The organism is Pseudomonas promysalinigenes (genome assembly GCF_014269025.2).
Taxonomy (GTDB): domain Bacteria; phylum Pseudomonadota; class Gammaproteobacteria; order Pseudomonadales; family Pseudomonadaceae; genus Aquipseudomonas; species Aquipseudomonas promysalinigenes.
Window position 1 is genome coordinate 1,911,099 of record NZ_CP077094.1, and the last position, 16,095, is coordinate 1,927,193.

The 16,095-nt window shown below is 59.3% G+C and carries 17 protein-coding genes, 1 tRNA gene and 1 pseudogene; 8 read left to right on the forward strand and 11 right to left on the reverse strand.

Translation table 11 applies throughout. The features are described 5' to 3' along the window. The first annotated feature begins 55 nt into the window (after positions 1–55). The 5 genes from lolA to cysG are packed head-to-tail and all read left to right on the forward strand — an operon-like array spanning position 56 to position 5,091. Complete coding sequence (gene lolA / locus HU725_RS08715) at positions 56–679, forward strand: outer membrane lipoprotein periplasmic chaperone LolA (protein WP_186476878.1); 624 nt, start codon at positions 56–58, stop codon at positions 677–679. A 12-nt stretch (positions 680–691) separates the two neighbouring features. Further along, positions 692–2,017 (forward strand): replication-associated recombination protein A, encoded by a 1,326-nt coding sequence (locus HU725_RS08720; RefSeq protein WP_186476879.1) that lies wholly within the window; start codon positions 692–694, stop codon positions 2,015–2,017. Beyond that, positions 2,014–2,388 carry a fluoride efflux transporter CrcB gene (crcB, locus tag HU725_RS08725; protein WP_060477776.1) on the forward strand — a complete coding sequence of 125 codons (375 nt, stop codon included), beginning with the start codon at positions 2,014–2,016 and terminating at the stop codon, positions 2,386–2,388. The genes HU725_RS08720 and crcB overlap by 4 nt, the downstream gene beginning before the upstream one ends. A gap of 30 nt (positions 2,389–2,418) precedes the next feature. Further along, the gene (gene serS, locus HU725_RS08730) at positions 2,419–3,699 is read left to right on the forward strand and encodes a serine--tRNA ligase (protein ID WP_060477775.1); all 1,281 of its coding nucleotides are present in this window, start codon (positions 2,419–2,421) and stop codon (positions 3,697–3,699) included. Further along, a complete protein-coding gene (gene cysG / locus HU725_RS08735) occupies positions 3,700–5,091 on the forward strand; it encodes a siroheme synthase CysG (RefSeq protein ID WP_186476880.1) in 1,392 nt (463 codons plus the stop codon). Between the two features lie 32 nt (positions 5,092–5,123). Here the strand turns inward: cysG and HU725_RS08740 are convergent, their stop codons facing one another. From HU725_RS08740 to HU725_RS08775, 8 genes are all read right to left on the reverse strand, one after another. After that, on the reverse strand, positions 5,124–6,083 hold the full coding sequence (locus tag HU725_RS08740) for a glutathione S-transferase family protein (RefSeq protein ID WP_186476881.1): 960 nt from the start codon (positions 6,081–6,083) through the stop codon (positions 5,124–5,126). Between the two features lie 93 nt (positions 6,084–6,176). Beyond that, positions 6,177–7,163, reverse strand: a complete 987-nt coding sequence (locus HU725_RS08745; RefSeq protein WP_437180328.1) for a glycosyl transferase family protein — start codon at positions 7,161–7,163, stop codon at positions 6,177–6,179. Between the two features lie 14 nt (positions 7,164–7,177). Beyond that, positions 7,178–7,513, reverse strand: a complete 336-nt coding sequence (locus HU725_RS08750; protein WP_060477771.1) for a TusE/DsrC/DsvC family sulfur relay protein — start codon at positions 7,511–7,513, stop codon at positions 7,178–7,180. Beyond that, on the reverse strand, positions 7,510–7,806 hold the full coding sequence (gene tusB / locus HU725_RS08755) for a sulfurtransferase complex subunit TusB (protein ID WP_060477770.1): 297 nt from the start codon (positions 7,804–7,806) through the stop codon (positions 7,510–7,512). The genes HU725_RS08750 and tusB overlap by 4 nt, the downstream gene beginning before the upstream one ends. Continuing rightward, positions 7,806–8,165, reverse strand: a complete 360-nt coding sequence (gene tusC, locus HU725_RS08760) for a sulfurtransferase complex subunit TusC (protein WP_186476883.1) — start codon at positions 8,163–8,165, stop codon at positions 7,806–7,808. Before tusC ends, tusB begins: the two co-directional genes overlap by 1 nt. 1 nt (position 8,166) lies before the next feature. Next, entirely contained in the window at positions 8,167–8,559 is a 393-nt protein-coding gene (gene tusD, locus HU725_RS08765; protein ID WP_060477768.1) for a sulfurtransferase complex subunit TusD, read from the reverse strand. An 87-nt stretch (positions 8,560–8,646) separates the two neighbouring features. After that, positions 8,647–10,026, reverse strand: coding sequence for a nucleobase:cation symporter-2 family protein (locus HU725_RS08770; RefSeq protein ID WP_186476884.1), 1,380 nt, complete (start codon positions 10,024–10,026; stop codon positions 8,647–8,649). A gap of 205 nt (positions 10,027–10,231) precedes the next feature. Further along, on the reverse strand, positions 10,232–10,903 hold the full coding sequence (locus HU725_RS08775; protein ID WP_027919754.1) for a Bax inhibitor-1/YccA family protein: 672 nt from the start codon (positions 10,901–10,903) through the stop codon (positions 10,232–10,234). Between the two features lie 254 nt (positions 10,904–11,157). On the opposite strand from HU725_RS08775, the gene HU725_RS08780 reads away from it, so the two are divergent. Both HU725_RS08780 and HU725_RS08785 read left to right on the forward strand, forming a co-directional pair. Further along, positions 11,158–11,247, forward strand: a tRNA-Ser gene (locus HU725_RS08780). Positions 11,248–11,355: 108 nt separating this feature from the next. Continuing rightward, positions 11,356–11,796: pseudogene (locus HU725_RS08785) on the forward strand (metallophosphoesterase family protein); the annotation flags it as partial. A gap of 1,078 nt (positions 11,797–12,874) precedes the next feature. On the opposite strand, the gene HU725_RS08790 reads toward HU725_RS08785, so the two are convergent. The 3 genes from HU725_RS08790 to HU725_RS08800 are packed head-to-tail and all read right to left on the reverse strand — an operon-like array spanning position 12,875 to position 15,005. After that, entirely contained in the window at positions 12,875–13,390 is a 516-nt protein-coding gene (locus tag HU725_RS08790) for a carboxymuconolactone decarboxylase family protein (protein WP_186476885.1), read from the reverse strand. 33 nt (positions 13,391–13,423) lie between these two features. Further along, positions 13,424–14,188 (reverse strand): SDR family oxidoreductase, encoded by a 765-nt coding sequence (locus HU725_RS08795; protein WP_186476886.1) that lies wholly within the window; start codon positions 14,186–14,188, stop codon positions 13,424–13,426. Positions 14,189–14,204: 16 nt separating this feature from the next. Then, entirely contained in the window at positions 14,205–15,005 is an 801-nt protein-coding gene (locus HU725_RS08800; RefSeq protein ID WP_186476887.1) for an SDR family NAD(P)-dependent oxidoreductase, read from the reverse strand. Between the two features lie 105 nt (positions 15,006–15,110). Here HU725_RS08800 and HU725_RS08805 point away from each other — a divergent pair, with 105 nt between their 5' ends. Further along, entirely contained in the window at positions 15,111–16,061 is a 951-nt protein-coding gene (locus HU725_RS08805; RefSeq protein WP_186476888.1) for a GlxA family transcriptional regulator, read from the forward strand. Positions 16,062–16,095 lie beyond the last annotated feature (34 nt).

Below are 16,095 nucleotides of genomic sequence, written 5' to 3' on the forward strand. Positions count from 1 at the left end.
CCTGCCGGGCGCCAACGGTGGCGCCTGGCCTTTTCAATGCTCAATGAGGATTCCCATGCGCGCGATTCGCATGCTGTTGGTTTCTGCCCTGACCCTGGGCTCGGTTACTGCTTATGCCGGTGAGCAAGACGTACAACGCCTGACCCAGCTGTTGGAAAAGTCCCAGACCATCGAGGCCAATTTCTCCCAGCTGACCCTGGACGCTGGCGGCACCAGCCTGCAGGAAACCACCGGCAAGATGGTCGTGCAACGTCCCGGCCTGTTTTACTGGCACACCAACGCGCCACAGGAGCAGTTGGTGGTGTCCGATGGCAAAAATGTGACCCTTTGGGACCCGGACCTGGAACAGGCTACCGTCAAGAAGCTGGACCAGCGCCTGAATCAGACCCCGGCACTGCTATTGTCCGGTGATGTTTCGAAGATCAGTCAGAGCTTCGATATCACCTCCAAGCAGCAAGGCGAAGTGATGGACTTCACCCTCAAGCCTAAGACCAAGGACACATTGTTCGACTCGTTGCGTGTGTCGTTCCGCAAAGGCCTCATCAATGACATGCAACTGGTCGACGGTGTCGGCCAGCGTACCAATATCCTGTTCAATGGCGTCAAGGCCAACCAGGCGGTGCCGGCCAATCAATTCAGGTTCGACATCCCCAAAGGTGCCGACGTCATCAGGGAGTAAGCAGAGCTCGCCATGGACCTGTTTCGAAGCGAACCCGTCGCCCAGCCTCTGGCCGCTCGCCTGCGCCCGTCCAATCTGGACGAGTACGTTGGTCAGGAGCACCTGCTGGCGCGTGGCAAACCGCTGCGCGAGGCGCTGGAGCAGGGTGCGCTGCACTCGATGATTTTCTGGGGCCCGCCTGGGGTGGGTAAGACTACGCTGGCGCGCTTACTGGCGCAGTTTTGCGATGCGCACTTTGAGACAGTGTCGGCGGTGCTGGCCGGGGTCAAAGAGATCCGCCAGGCTGTCGAAGTGGCCAAGCAGCAGGCCGGCCAGTACGGTCGGCGGACCATTCTGTTCGTCGATGAAGTGCATCGCTTCAACAAATCCCAGCAAGATGCTTTCCTGCCGTACGTGGAGGATGGCACGTTGCTGTTCATCGGCGCCACCACCGAAAACCCGTCGTTCGAGTTGAACAATGCGCTGCTCTCGCGGGCGCGGGTGTACGTACTCAAGAGCCTGGACGAGGCAGCACTGCGCAAGTTGGTCGATCGCGCCCTGAATGAAGAGCGCGGGCTGGGCAGGCGCAACCTGCGCGTTGGCGACGAAGCATTCAAGATGCTGATGGCCGCTGCCGATGGCGATGGCCGTCGGATGCTGAACTTTCTGGAAAATGCCTCCGACCTTGCTGAGGATGGCAGCGAGATCGACGTGCAGATGCTGCAAAGCCTGCTCGGTGACAGCCGCCGCCGGTTCGACAAGGGGGGCGAGGCGTTCTACGACCAGATTTCAGCGCTGCACAAAGCGGTGCGCGGCTCCAACCCCGACGGCGCACTCTACTGGTTTGCGCGCATGCTCGACGGCGGCTGTGACCCTCTGTACATCGCCCGGCGCGTGGTGCGCATGGCTAGCGAGGACATTGGCAACGCCGACCCTCGCGCCCTGAGCCTTTGCCTGGCCGCCTGGGATGTGCAGGAGCGCCTCGGCAGCCCAGAGGGCGAATTGGCGGTGGCCCAGGCCATCACCTACATTGCCTGCGCGCCAAAGAGCAACGCAGTCTATGTCGGTTTCAAGACCGCTTTGCGCGAAGCGGCTGAACACGGCTCGCTGGAAGTGCCGCTGCACCTGCGTAACGCCCCTACCAAGCTGATGAAGCAACTGGGATATGGCGATGAATATCGTTACGCCCACGACGAGCCCGATGCTTATGCGGCCGGTGAAGATTACTTCCCGGAGGCGCTCGAGCCTCGGCAGTATTATCAGCCCGTCCCACGGGGCCTGGAATTGAAGATCGGTGAGAAGCTGCGTCACCTGGCTGAACTCGACCGCAACAGCCCTCGCCAGCGGAGAAAAACGTGATTGCATTGATTGCCGCGGTGAGCGCGGGCGGTATCTGCGGCACCTTGCTGCGCTTTGCCACCACCAATTGGGTCGCGGCTCACTGGCCACGGCACTTTTACCTCGGTACGCTGGCGGTCAACCTGGTGGGTTGCCTACTGATTGGCCTGCTGTATGGACTGTTTCTGCACAAACCGCTCGTGCCAGTAGAACTGCGCGCTGGCTTGATCGTTGGCTTCCTCGGTGGGCTGACGACATTTTCCTCTTTCTCGCTCGATACCGTGCGCCTGCTGGAAAGTGGCCAAGTGCCCCTTGCCTTGGGCTATACCAGTATCAGCGTGGTAGGCGGGCTACTAGCCACCTGGGCCGGCCTGTCTTTGACCCGTTTCTGAACCAACACCTACTTATAACGAGAGAACGATATGCTCGATTCCAAACTGTTACGCGGCCAACTTCAGGAAGTGGCAGATCGCCTGGCCTCCCGTGGCTTCAGCCTGGATGTCGCGCGCATCGAATCACTGGAAGAGCGCCGCAAGGCGGTGCAGACCCGCACCGAGCAGCTGCAGGCCGAGCGTAATGCCCGTTCCAAGTCGATCGGCCAAGCCAAGGCCAAGGGTGAAGACATTGCTCCGCTGATGGCTGATGTCGAGCGCATGGCCAATGAACTGGCTGCCGGTAAAACCGAATTGGACGGTATTCAGGCCGAGCTGGACAGCATTTTGCTGACCATTCCGAACCTGCCGGACGCCAGTGTGCCGGTCGGTGCCAGCGAAGACGATAACGTTGAGGTGCGCCGTTGGGGTACCCCAGCAGTATTCGATTTCGACATCAAAGACCACGTGGCTTTGGGCGAAATCAGTGGGGGCCTTGACTTCGAGGCTGCGGCCAAGCTGTCCGGCGCGCGTTTTGCCGTACTGCGTGGGCCGATTGCGCGCCTGCATCGCGCGCTGGCTCAGTTCATGATCAACCTGCACACCGGCGAGCACGGCTACGAAGAGCACTACACGCCCTACCTGGTACAGGCCCCGGCCCTGCAGGGCACCGGCCAGTTGCCGAAGTTCGAGGAAGATCTGTTCAAGATCACCCGCGAAGGTGAAGCTGACTTCTACCTGATCCCCACCGCCGAAGTGTCGCTGACCAATCTGGTCGCCGAGCAGATTCTCGATGCCAAGCAGCTGCCGTTGAAGCTTGTCGCTCACACCCCATGCTTCCGTAGCGAAGCCGGCGCCTCGGGCCGTGATACGCGCGGCATGATTCGCCAGCACCAGTTCGATAAGGTCGAGATGGTGCAGGTGGTGGAGCCGTCCAAGTCCATGGAGGCTCTCGAAGGCCTTACCGCCAACGCCGAGCGCGTGCTGCAGTTGCTTGAGCTGCCATACCGCGTACTGGCGCTGTGCACCGGCGACATGGGCTTTGGTGCAGTCAAGACCTACGACCTTGAGGTGTGGGTGCCTAGCCAAGGCAAATACCGCGAAATCAGCTCCTGCTCCAACTGCGGTGATTTCCAGGCCCGCCGCATGCAAGCCCGCTGGCGCAACCCGGAAACCGGCAAGCCTGAGCTGGTGCATACCCTCAACGGTTCCGGCTTGGCCGTAGGGCGTACGTTGGTGGCGGTACTGGAAAATTATCAGCAGGCTGACGGCTCGATTCGTGTACCGGATGTGCTCAAGCCCTATATGGGCGGCGTTGAGGTCATCCGCTAAATGGAATACCTGCCGCTGTTCCACAAACTGCAGGGCGGCCGAGTGTTGGTCGTCGGCGGGGGTGAGATAGCCTTACGTAAAGCGCGTCTGCTGGCCGACGCCGGTGCGGTGCTGCGCGTAGTGGCGCCGGATGTCGATGGTCAGTTGGCTGCATTGGCGCGGGAAGGTGGCGGTGAGGTGTTGGTGCGCGGTTATCTGGCGGCCGACTTGGTCGGATGCCGGCTGGTGATCGCGGCTACCGATGACGCAGCGCTCAACGCCCAGGTGTCGGCCGATGCGCAGGCGGTGAGCCTGCCGGTCAACGTGGTGGATGCGCCGGCCCTGTGCACGGTGATCTTCCCGGCTATCGTCGACCGCTCACCCTTGGTGATCGCAGTTTCCAGCGGCGGCGATGCGCCCGTGTTGGCGCGGTTGATTCGCGCCAAGCTGGAAGCCTGGATCCCGGCTGCCTACGGCGAATTGGCCGGGCTGGCTGCGCGCTTCCGGCACAAGGTGAAAACCTTGTATCCAGACGTGAATCAGCGTCGTGGCTTCTGGGAAACCGTATTCCAGGGGCCAATTGCCGAGCGTCAACTGGCCGGGCAGGGCGCCGAAGCTGAGCGTCTGCTGCAAGCGATGGTGGAGGGGGCGCCCGTGCAGCAAGGCGGGGAAGTGTACCTGGTGGGAGCAGGGCCGGGCGACCCGGACTTGCTGACCTTCCGTGCCCTGCGCCTGATGCAGCAGGCCGACGTGGTGCTGTATGACCGGCTGGTGGCCCCAGCCATCATCGACATGTGCCGACGCGATGCCGAGCGTATTTATGTGGGCAAGCGCCGCGCTGACCACTCCGTGCCCCAGGAGCAGATAAACCGCCTGCTGGTCGATCTTGCCCAACAAGGCAAACGCGTTCTGCGCCTCAAAGGTGGCGATCCGTTCATATTTGGCCGGGGCGGCGAAGAAATCGAAGAGCTGGCGGAACACGGCATCCCGTTCCAGGTGGTGCCAGGTATCACCGCAGCAAGCGGTTGCTCCGCTTATGGCGGCATTCCGCTGACTCACCGCGACCATGCTCAGTCGGTGCGTTTTGTCACCGGCCACCTCAAGGACGGCACCAGCAACTTGCCGTGGAATGATCTGGTAGCCCCGGCTCAGACGCTGGTGTTCTACATGGGGCTGGTTGGGTTGCCCACCATTTGCGCCGAGCTGATACGCCATGGAAGGGCGGCTAGTACCCCAGCTGCGCTGGTGCAACAAGGGACGACGCGCAATCAACGGGTGTTCACCGGCACCCTGGCTGATCTACCGCAATTGGTGGCGCAGCACGAGGTGCATGCGCCGACCCTGGTGATCGTTGGTGAAGTGGTGCAATTGCGCGAGAAGCTGGCGTGGTTTGAAGGTGCACAGAACAGCTAAGCACGTTGGGGCTGCCCGGCAGCCCCTTTGTCTCAACGCTGCCAGATGCCCTTGCCCATCAACTGCTCCCGATCATGGGGGAGGCCAAAGTCCTGCAATGGGCCTTTAGGCACTATGCCATTGGGGTTGATGGTCTTGTGGCTCATGTAATAGTGCTTCTGGATATGCTCCATGTTCACCGTCCCTGCCACACCCGGCCACTGATACAGCTCACGCAGCCAGTTTGACAGATTGTGGTAGTCGCTCAAGCGGCGCAAGTTGCACTTGAAGTGCCCGTGATACACAGCATCGAAACGCACCAGGGTGGTGAAAAGGCGTACATCGGCTTCGGTCAGGTACTCGCCCGCCAGGTAGCGGTTTCGACCGAGTAATGCTTCGAGATGGTCCAGTTCGTTGAACACGTCATCGAATGCCGTCTCGTAGGCGTCTTGTGTGGTGGCAAAGCCTGCGCGGTACACGCCGTTGTTGATTGCCGGGTAGATGCGTTCATTTAGCGCTTCGATGGCCGGGCGCAATGGCTCGGGATACAGGTCCAGTCTGTTGCCGGTCAGCTCGTTAAATGCACTGTTGAATATGCGGATGATCTCCGCCGACTCGTTGTTGACGATGCGCTTTTCCTTTTTGTCCCACAGTACGGGCACGGTGACGCGGCCAGTATAGTGTGGGTCGTCTTGGGTATAGCGCTGGTGCAGGTACTGAAGGCCGTCGAGGTGGTCGCCGCTTGAGCCTTGCTGCTGGTCGAAAGTCCAGCCATGGTCGAGCATAAGCCAACTGACCACTGATACGTCGATCAACGGTTCCAGGCCTTTCAGGGCGCGAACGATGAGCGTACGGTGTGCCCAGGGGCAGGCCAGCGAAACATACAGGTGGTAGCGACCGGCTTCAGGGGCGGGCAGGGCGTTGCGGCGCTGAGCACTCTCACGTTTGAAGGTGCCGTCTTTGCCATTGTCATACCACTGGTCCTGCCAGTGGCCGTCGATCAAAAGGCCCATGATGAGCTCCTCGGAAACAGTACTGTTTGTCGTTGGAGCTCAGTCTAGGGAAAGTCGTTCGAACAACTAGCGCAAATACTGCCAGGTTAGTATCTATTTTTTCGATTGGTTCCGTGCGGCCCAATAGCTGTGGGCGGTTGCGAAAGCCTGCTCGCGATTTTCCCCAAGGCCACGCAAGGCTAAAGCCATTGTCGCGACCACGGCCATTTCACCGTAGCTGTCCTGAGCTTCACCGCGCCAAACAGCGAGCAGGTGCTCAGGCTGCAGGCTTGGCGGTTTGACATGGCGGCGTTCACTCAGCGCTGGCCATTCCTCGTCCCAAGCCTGGCCGTCACGTGCACCGTAAAGATGGCTGATGACGTCAGGATTGACCTCGATTTCGCCGCCGTCGCCTTTGATCACTATGGCATGATCGCCAAGCAGACGGCTCGCCTCACGGTGCACTGCCTGATAACCGGGGTGGAATATGCTCTGCAGGCCGCAGCGGGCGTTCAGCGGGTTCAGCACGCGGGCCAGGGAATGAATGGGCGAGCGCAGGCCCAGGGTGTTACGCAGATCGATCATCCGCTGCAACTGCGGGGCCCAGTCGTGCAAGGGCGCAAAGGCAAGGTGCTGCTGGTCCAAGGCCTGGTTGACGGCAGCCCAGTCGCGGCACAGCGGGATCTTGAGCAATGCCAGTAGCTGTTCGGTGTACATGCGCCCGGCAGTATGCGCACCGCCACCGTGCATCAAAATACGCACGCCATTGGTTGCCAGGCACTTGGCACTGAGCAGGTACCAAGGCAAGTGACGCTTTTTGCCCGCATAGGTAGGCCAGTCGATATCAACGGCAATGCGCGGCGCCTGCAATTGAGCACGCAGGGCCTCGGTGAAGCCGGCAAGCTCTTCGGCGCTTTCTTCCTTGTGGCGCAGCAGCATCAGAAAGGCACCCAGCTGAGTGTCTTCGACTTTTCCTTCGAGCAGCAATGTCATGGCGGCCCGAGCTTCTTCGCGAGTCAGCCCGCGGGCGCCACGTTTGCCTTTGCCGAGTATGCGCACGAATTCGGCGAAGGGGTGTTCAGCCGGTGTTTCCAGAGTCAGAGGGCGCAGATCGGTCATATGCAATTGGTCGGCTTGGGCAGGCCTGCCAGCTTGGCAGCCAGTTTGGCAGGGGTGCCGTTGAATAGGCGGTTAAGATGCGGGCTATTGCCTTTTTCAGCGCCCAGCTTGAGCGCGGCGTATTTGATCAATGGGCGAGTAGCCGGCGACAGTTGGTATTCGTCGTAGAACTGGCGCAGTAAATCCAGTATCTCCCAATGATCGGCGGTCAGGGCAATGCCCTCGCGCTCGGCCAGAACCTCGGCCACAGGGCGCGACCAGTCTTGCAGGTCGACCAAAAAGCCTTCCTTGTCCAAGGCGATATTGCGTTCGCCAACGTTCAGGGTGCTCATAGCCAACTATTGACCTTGTAAAATTGCAGCGACAGTTCAACGAAGGCTGGGTAATCCACCGCCTGGGCCAAGGTGCTGCTGACGCCACGGGCTTGCATGTCCTCTTCGAGGGCAAACAGTCGGTCTGGCAGGTTAGCAGCCTGCAACTGGCGGTAAGCGTCGCTGCCCTCGCGCAGGCCATAGACCGCATCGCCGCACAGGAGCACGCCGTCATCAGCGCCCAACAAGCGCAAGCAGCTGTTCAGGCGCTCGTCGCCGAAAGGAGAATGCGATAGAACATGCAGGGTTGCCATCAAAGCGTCACCACCTGGTCAAAACGGGCAATCAAGGCTTTTAACTCGTCATCGTCCAATGCCTGTACCGACAGCTCCAAGCCATCTGCGCTTAGGCCGCGGCGGGCGAGGCTGTGCTGGCAGGCGTACAATTGCTCGACGCCAAACATCGGCAGTGCCTGAAGGTTGGCGGCGAGGTTTTTCTGCTGAACGGCCGCTGGCTGTTGAGCGGGCATCAGTTGCAATACCCCGTCATCAAGAAACAACATGGCTAACGGCAAGTCGAATGCCCCGCCAGCCAGGGCAATGTCCAGCGCTTCGCGCGCGGATGGGCCGCTCCAAGGTGCCTGCCGGCTGATGATCAACATGGACTTGGCCATTTCAGTCACCTCCGAAGCAGACCAGACGGTCGGCGTTTTGCGCGGCTTCATGCAGCTGGCCGAGGCCCGATAGCTCCCACGGCTGGTGCAGGTTTACTGCCGGACGCTGGTAGCGGCTGGCCTCGGCTTCGTCGAGCACGCCACGGCGCAGGGCGGCAGCGATGCACACTACCGCGTCAAGACGGTTGTTTTCGACGAAGGTACGCCACTGGCCGGCGATATCCTGCTCATCCTGAGGCACGACCACGTTGGACGAAGCGCTGTGTACGCCGTCCTGGTAAAAGAACAGCCGGGCAATTTCATGCCCGCCAGCCAGCACCGCCTCGGCAAAACGCAGGGCGCGGCGCGAGGAGGGCGCATGGGCAGGGGAAAAAACCGCGATAGCGAATTTCATGGGCAACTCATGCTGAATAATGCCGCCATGATAAAGCAAAAAGCCCGCGCAAGTGGGCGCAGGCTTTGTCGATTGGGCTGGCGTGGATCAGGCGTTATCGTTGCTCTGCGGCAGGAACCAGTTCAGCAACAGGGCGCAGATACCCCCGGTCGCAACGCCTGACTCCAGTACGTTGCGCACAGCCGCTGGCATGTGCGCCAGAAACTCCGGCACCTGCGCCACCCCAAGGCCCAGGGCTAGCGACACCGCAATGATCAGCAAAGCTCGACGGTCCAGGCGGGTGCTGGCCAGGATGTTGATACCCGATGCGGCAACTGCCCCGAACATCACCATGGCGGCGCCGCCAAGCACTGGCTCCGGCACCGCCTGAATCACACCCGCCACGCTTGGGAATAGGCCCAGCACTACTAGCATTACGGCAATCCAGATTCCAATGTGGCGGCTGGCGATTCCGGTCAGCTGAATTACGCCGTTATTTTGAGCGAAAATCGAACTGGGGAAGGTGTTGAACAGGCCGGCCAGTAGTGAGTTGGCGCCGTTGACCAGCACGCCGCCCTTGATGCGGGACATCCATAATGGGCCTTCGACGGGCTGGCGGGAAACCTTGCTGGTGGCGGTGACATCGCCGATCGCTTCCAGCGAAGTGACCAAGTAGATCACCAGCATGGGAATGAACAGCGCCCAGGAAAAACTCAGGCCAAAGTGCAGTGGCGTCGGCACCTGGAACAGCGCTGCTTCGTGCATGCCGGTGAAGTCGAGGCGACCGAGGTAGCCGGCCAGGGCATAGCCGACCGCCAGCGCTATGACGATGGCGCAACTGCGCATCCACACTACCGGGATACGGTTGAGGATCACGATCACCGCCAGCACGGCGCCCGACAACAGCAGGTTTTCACCGTTGGCGAAAGTACCGTTGGCCATTGCGCCAAACCCGCCGCCCATGCTGATCAGGCCTACCTTGATCAAGGTCAGGCCAATCATGAGCACAACGATACCGGTCACCAAAGGCGTGATCAGCCGTTTAACGAACGGTAGGATGCGTGACACGCCCATTTCGACGAATGAGCCCGCAATCACCACACCAAAAATAGCCGCCATCACGCCTTCCACTGGTGTGCCCTGCTTGACCATCAGCGCGCCACCGGCTATCAGCGGCCCGACGAAATTGAAGCTGGTGCCCTGAACGATCAGCAGCCCCGCACCGAACGGGCCAAAGCGCTTGCACTGGATGAACGTGGCGATCCCGGAAATCACCAGCGACATGGAGACAATAAGGTTGGTATCACGCGCCGATACGCCCAATGCCTGACAGATCAGCAAGCCTGGGGTGACGATGGGTACGATGATCGCCAGCAGGTGCTGCAGGGCGGCCAACATGCCGATCAACAGCCGTGGCTTGTCCTCCAGGCCCAGTACCAGTTCATTGGCAGGCGCTGCCGCGCCTGGGCCGTGTTCGTGTGAGCTCATCGCTGAAGCCGCCCCGGAAGAAAAAGGAGCGCATTCTACGGCGAGGTGCGCGATTGCGGTAGGGGCATCCACGATGGCGACAGGATCAGCGATTATCCGCTTGATAATCTGACTTTTTAGTCAGCAATTCAGTAGGTAGCCAGCCTGACGTCCGCACTCCAAAAAGAAAAGCCCGCCGAAGCGGGCTTTTCTTAGGCGGTGTCAATCAGTCGTCACGACCCATGATGCCGAACAATTGCAGCAGGCTGATGAATAGGTTGTAGATCGAAACATACAGGCTGATGGTCGCCATGATGTAGTTACGCTCACCACCGTGGATGATCGCGCTGGTCTGGAACAGAATGCAGACCGACGAGAACAGCACGAAGCCAGCGCTGATCGCCAATTGCAGGCCGCTGATCTGGAAGAAGAAGCTGGCGACGACAGCGCCGAGCAGCACAAAGAAGCCTGCGGTGATGAAACCGCTGAGGAAGCTCATGTCTTTGCGGGTGATCAGGACGTAAGCCGACAAACCACCGAACACCAGCGCAGTCATGGCGAATGCCGAGCTGACCACTTCGGCGCCGCCGGCCATACCCAGGTAACGGTTGAGGATTGGGCCGAGAATGAAGCCCATGAAACCGGTGAGGGCGAAGGTGGATACCAGGCCCCATACCGAATCACGCAGTTTGGCGGTGAGGAAGAACAGACCGTAGAAGCCAATCAGCACGACGAACACGTTCGGGTAACCGACGCGCATCTGCTGGGCCACGAAGGCCATGACACCGCTGAACGCGAGGGTGAGTGCCAGCAGGCTGTACGTGTTGCGCAGGACCTTGCTGACCTCCTGCTGCTCGGCTTGCTGGCCGTGGTGTACGGCGTAATCCTGTTCGCGCATGGCGACACTCCTTATGGAATCCGTGGTTATGGACGTTACAGATGCGAGCAGTCTAACAGACGCTCCGCAACCCGCGACACAGAGAGTTTGACAGCGTGTTTCATTACGGTATTATGGCGCCCGCAAACAAGTTGGAAGCGTGGCCGAGTGGTTTAAGGCAACGGTCTTGAAAACCGTCGATGGGCAACTATCCTAGAGTTCTTATCCAAGGCCAATCCCAGCTGCATGCTTCAGTCAGTATTCCAGATGCATCCGGGGAATTGGCAGAGTGGTTGAATGCACCGGTCTTGAAAACCGGCGAACGTGAGAGCGTTCCCAGGGTTCGAATCCCTGGTTCCCCGCCAAATCGCAGTAAATAAAGGGCTCAGAGAAATCTGGAGCCCTTTTTTGTTGCTCGTATTTCGGCCTCTGACAGCTACGATCACACGCGTCGATCAAGTGTGCAGTCGGCCGTCCCTGGGAATCACGAGTTCTCCCGCGGCCACCTAGACCGCACGCTGATGAAGATGCAACAGGCGGCAGCTGGGCATGTTCATGTTCTGGATAACCAGACACTGGTCGTTGGTGATGTCAGATTTCTAGCGACGACGGCGTGGTCAGATTTTACTTCGACAGGGGATTACCGCGTAGCGATGTCGTTGTGCTGGGGGTGGATGAGCGACTTCACCCAGATCCGAATCGGCGAGGGCTTTAGAAAGCTTCGCCCTGTCGATCTAATCGCTCGCAACATTTGTGCGCGGGACTTTCTGGCTACGGAGTTGGCTAAGGATTTCGGAGGCAAGACCGTCGTCGTCACGCATCACTACCCGATTGGAAAGGTCGCGCAGGCTGATGCCTGGATTTTCGGCCATACCCATAACGTGGTCGACACGGTCGTTTCGGGATGTCGGCTCACGCGCATCATACAAGCGATGGGTCAGCAGTATCCTGTGCCGATCACTGCTTATCTGAGCGACGTTGAAATTTCGAACGATTGCGCAGTCGGGGTCGTGGTTGGTCAAATTGTTCCAGGGTTTATTGAGAAGCGCACAGGGGCATATTTGCTTACGACCACGCCGATCTTCTCGTTGATTAGTGCCGGGCGTTTCTGGGTGGTCGTTACAAAAGCAGGAAATTTTGTTCTGACTTCCTTCAAGCGCGGAGCGGGCCGGAAGAGTCTTCGAGCACTGATCGCAACCGCTGACTCACCTGACGCATCCTCGGAGCGCGAGCCAGGCGCCTTTGCGGGCGCCTGAAAGGTCGAATATGCGGATCAGTTGAGCGTCGCTAGGAGTGTACGCAAGAAATCCTGACGGCGATGAATCGAGCTGAGAATGACGTAGTCGCGTTCGCCATCTGGTGGTAAATGACCACATTCCATTAGGCCGATGATGTAAACCTCCGCCGTCCCTCAGGCCTCGCGCAGGTCTTGCTCTGTTGTGGATTTGTGGATGTCATCCACTAGGCGTTTCCAACACTCAGCTTGGCGCTTGCCGAGTGGTTCGCTGGAGAAAGATGGAGCGTGAAGCAGTGAATCGTAGTAGCCGATAGCAGGTTGCGTGCTCAAGCGGGAAGCCCCACAGATTAAATCTGGAGCGATCTTATCATGCGTACACGCATTCGCTTGTTACTGGCCCGTCAGGGGCAGGCTCCTTGCAATTAGGCGCTGCAAGCTGAGCTACGGCCAAGAGTACGAGCTGCATCTCTGCGAGCGCTGCTTTTTCTCTCAAATAGCTGAGATGAAGAGTGCGCGACGGCTTGCTGTGATGTTCGACGAGGAAGGCGATGCGATTTTGGTTAATGACGCTTAGGCAAACCGGATAGGGTGTAAAAGACTGCCCTCATTGGCTTTACCTCTTACATTCGCTGAGTGGGTGTAGGCTATTCGCTTCGATTCACTCAACAAATAGCCTGGATAAATCAAGACTTTCTCACTTGGAGTGTAAATTTTGTTGAGCGTCTGAGACCAAGCGGGCTCGCTCCACTCAACCATCATTTGCCAGGAGGGAAATCTATCTCTGTCATGGCCACGTTGTTCAGGTAGTTGGTCAAGGTGAGCAGAGAAACTTGGGCGATCACATCCACGATCTTGGCATCGTCCAGGCCTGCCTCACGAGCGGCTGCCAACTGCGCATCGCTGAGCTGGCCCCGGCTCAAGGTTATCGCCCTGGCCAGTGCAGCCACGCCATCAAGCGTGCCGGCACGTGCAGCCAGCAGGTCATCGGGATCGAGGCCAACCTTGCTGCCAAAGAAGCTGTGTGCGGCAACGCAGTAGTCGCAGCCATTGACCTCGGAGGCGGCCAGCGCCGCGATCTCACGTTCGGCGGGGGTCAAACTGTTCTTGTTCAGCGCTTGCGACAGTGCCAAGTAGCCACTGAGCGCCGCTGGCGAATGGGCGAGGGTGGCAAAAGCATTCGGGATGAAGCCCAGGCCTTTCTCAACGCCCTGGAGGGAGGTACGGGCAGCGGAAGGGGCCTGGTCGAGCGACAGAGCTTGAATACGCGTCATATTCAGTTCCTCGGAATAGGTTCGGGTTCGGCTTCAGGCAACGGGTATCGGGTTATCAACCAGCGACTGGTTGAACTGATGAATCAGTTTGTGCTCATTCGCTCCCTGGTTGGCGCGCAGCGGGAGGACGCGATCCACCAGCACTTCAGTAGTGGCCGATTCGAGCTTGGCCAGCGTTTCCTGAATGAAGTCATTCAGCGGCATGGCGCGTTTATCACCGCTCTTGTGAATGAGGTCGGTGTCAACCCACGGCGGCGCGATTTCCAATACCTTGACGCTGGTGTCACGCAAACTGAACCGCTGCGACAGCGAGTAGGAGTGAATGGCTGCCTTGGTCGCCGAATAGAGGGCAGTGGCTGCCAGCGGCAGGTAGGCCAGCACCGAACTGTTATTGATAATGTAGGCGTCCGCTTGACCCTTGAGATGCTCCACGAAGGCAGCGCTGACGCGTACTGGGCCCAGCAGGTTGGTCTGCAGCAGGCTCACCGCCTGTTCGTCGTCGTAGTCTCCGGAAGCCGGGTTGTCGAAAGGCATGATCCCGGCATTGTTGATGATCACGTTCAATTCCGGATAACGGCGGATCACCTCCTGAGCCACCTGTTTGATCTGCTGCGGATCGTTAATGTCCAGGCGCACGGTATCGATACCGGGATTGGCCTGGGCGATCTCATTCAGCAGTGCCTGACGACGCCCTGCAACGATCACTTTGTTGCCACGTTGATGGAATGCCTCGGCCAGGGCGCGGCCAATGCCTGAAGTACCACCTGTGATGAAGATAGTGTTTTCGCTGGGCTTCATGATCCGATTCCTTTGATTAGCAGTTGGCGTTGTAACGCGGGGCCAGCTGGTTGCTGGACAGCTGGCTTAACAGGGCTTGCCGGCTGGCTTCGTAGCGTTCGAAGGCTTGCAGATCGTGCATTGAGGGAATGGAGATCAGTACCTGGTCATCGAAATCCTGCAGAGCGCCGTCCACCAGATCCTGAGCTGACATAACGATGCCTGGATCGAGGTTCTCGACCGGCAAACCACCGATCTGCCAGAAGTCCGTCGCGGTGGCCCCTGGTAGCACCGCCTGCACCTGGATGCCGCTGTCCGCCAGTTCCTTGTACAGAGACTGAGTAAAAGCGGTGACATAAGCCTTGCTCCCGCCGTACACGCCGTTCAGCAATTCTGGAGCCAGGCTGACGATGGAGGAGATGTTGATCACGGCGCCTTGTTTGCGAGCCACAAACCCTGGAATAGCTGCATAGGTGAGGCGAGTGAGGGCGGTGACGTTGAGGGTGATCATCTCGACCATGCGCTCGACGTCACTTTCCAGCAGGCGGGTATGGGTGCCGATGCCAGCGTTGTTCACCAGCAGGCTGATGCTGGCGTCTCCACGCAGCTTGCGTTCGACCTTGGCCAGATCGGTCGCGTCAGCCAAATCTGCCGGAAACACTTCCACGTTCTGGCGGGTTTCCGTGGTCAGCCGGCTGGCCAGAGTGTTAAGCCTTTCACGATTGCGAGCTACCAGTACAAGGTCATAACCCCGTCGAGCCAAGCGTTCAGCGTAGATGGAACCGATGCCGGTGGAGGCGCCGGTGATGAGGGCAGTGCCCTTGTGATGCTGCGTCATGGTCATGCTCCGTTGTTTGGTGTGAAGCCATGATGCAGAAGGTCGATTTCGTCTTAAACGACGCATATGATACGTTTTTAGGACATCAACGAATTGGGCTTAACTATGCACAGGGTCGGCTATTTGATCACCGAAGGTTTCCAGATTATGTCGCTGGCGACACAGGCTGTGTTCGAGTTCGCGAACATCGTCGCTGGTGAAGCGGTCTACAAGATTCAGAATTTTTCCATCGAGGGCGGCACGGTGCGTTCTTCCTTGGGGATGTACATGGACACGCTGCCGCTGGGGGCTCCCGGTCTGGCCGACACCTGGATGATCACTGGCACGTTGACCCCCCTGACGCCGCCGAGCGAGCAAGTGCTGGCAAGCGTGCGGGGCTTTGTCGACAGCGCTAGACGCACCGCAGGCCTCTGCACCGGCTGCTTCGTCCTGGCCCAGGCCGGCGTGCTTGATAACCGCCGAGCTACGACCCACTGGGCCTACGCAAAGAAGCTCCGTGAGTTGCACCCGAATATCGAAGTCGAGGAAGACCGTATATTCATCGTGGATGGGCAGATCTGGACGTCTGCGGGCATGACTGCCGCCCTGGATATGGCATTGGGCATGGTGGAGAAAGATCTCGGCACCGAGATGGCCAGGTCGGTGGCAAGAAAGTTGGTGATGCATCAGCGCCGCTCCGGTGGGCAATCCCAACATTCCGAGCTGCTGACACTGTCTCCGAAATCAGATCGGATTCAGGCAGCCCTCGATTACGCACGGAAGAATTTGAGCCGACCATTGAGCGTTGAGGAGCTCGCAGAAGCAGTGCATTTGAGCCCCCGCCAGTTTACTCGCGTATTCACTGCCGAGACCGGTCAATCACCCGCCAAGGCTGTGGAGAGCCTGCGCCTGGAGGCAGCCCGCTTGATGATCGAGCAGAGCCGTCATAGCCTGGATGTTGTGGCGAAGGAAACCGGATTCAGGGATCGCCGGCATATGCGAGAGGTCTTCATTCGTGGTTATGGCGTCCCGCCCCAGGCAGTGCGAAGGGATGCTCGGCGTGTGGTGTCTGCTTAATGCAAGGGCCACACTGGTGGCCCCGACTTCTGCG

Coding starts and splice junctions, on each gene's coding strand:
- lolA (WP_186476878.1), top strand. CDS start 56: ATGCGCGCGATTCGCATGCTGTTGGTTTCTGCCCTGACCCTGGGCTCG.
- HU725_RS08720 (WP_186476879.1), top strand. CDS start 692: ATGGACCTGTTTCGAAGCGAACCCGTCGCCCAGCCTCTGGCCGCTCGC.
- serS (WP_060477775.1), top strand. CDS start 2,419: ATGCTCGATTCCAAACTGTTACGCGGCCAACTTCAGGAAGTGGCAGAT.
- cysG (WP_186476880.1), top strand. CDS start 3,700: ATGGAATACCTGCCGCTGTTCCACAAACTGCAGGGCGGCCGAGTGTTG.
- HU725_RS08740 (WP_186476881.1), bottom strand. CDS start 6,083: ATGGGCCTTTTGATCGACGGCCACTGGCAGGACCAGTGGTATGACAAT.
- HU725_RS08750 (WP_060477771.1), bottom strand. CDS start 7,513: ATGAGCACCCTGAACGTTGGCGAACGCAATATCGCCTTGGACAAGGAA.
- tusB (WP_060477770.1), bottom strand. CDS start 7,806: ATGGCAACCCTGCATGTTCTATCGCATTCTCCTTTCGGCGACGAGCGC.
- tusC (WP_186476883.1), bottom strand. CDS start 8,165: ATGGCCAAGTCCATGTTGATCATCAGCCGGCAGGCACCTTGGAGCGGC.
- tusD (WP_060477768.1), bottom strand. CDS start 8,559: ATGAAATTCGCTATCGCGGTTTTTTCCCCTGCCCATGCGCCCTCCTCG.
- HU725_RS08770 (WP_186476884.1), bottom strand. CDS start 10,026: ATGAGCTCACACGAACACGGCCCAGGCGCGGCAGCGCCTGCCAATGAA.
- HU725_RS08775 (WP_027919754.1), bottom strand. CDS start 10,903: ATGCGCGAACAGGATTACGCCGTACACCACGGCCAGCAAGCCGAGCAG.
- HU725_RS08790 (WP_186476885.1), bottom strand. CDS start 13,390: ATGACGCGTATTCAAGCTCTGTCGCTCGACCAGGCCCCTTCCGCTGCC.
- HU725_RS08795 (WP_186476886.1), bottom strand. CDS start 14,188: ATGAAGCCCAGCGAAAACACTATCTTCATCACAGGTGGTACTTCAGGC.
- HU725_RS08800 (WP_186476887.1), bottom strand. CDS start 15,005: ATGACGCAGCATCACAAGGGCACTGCCCTCATCACCGGCGCCTCCACC.
- HU725_RS08805 (WP_186476888.1), top strand. CDS start 15,111: ATGCACAGGGTCGGCTATTTGATCACCGAAGGTTTCCAGATTATGTCG.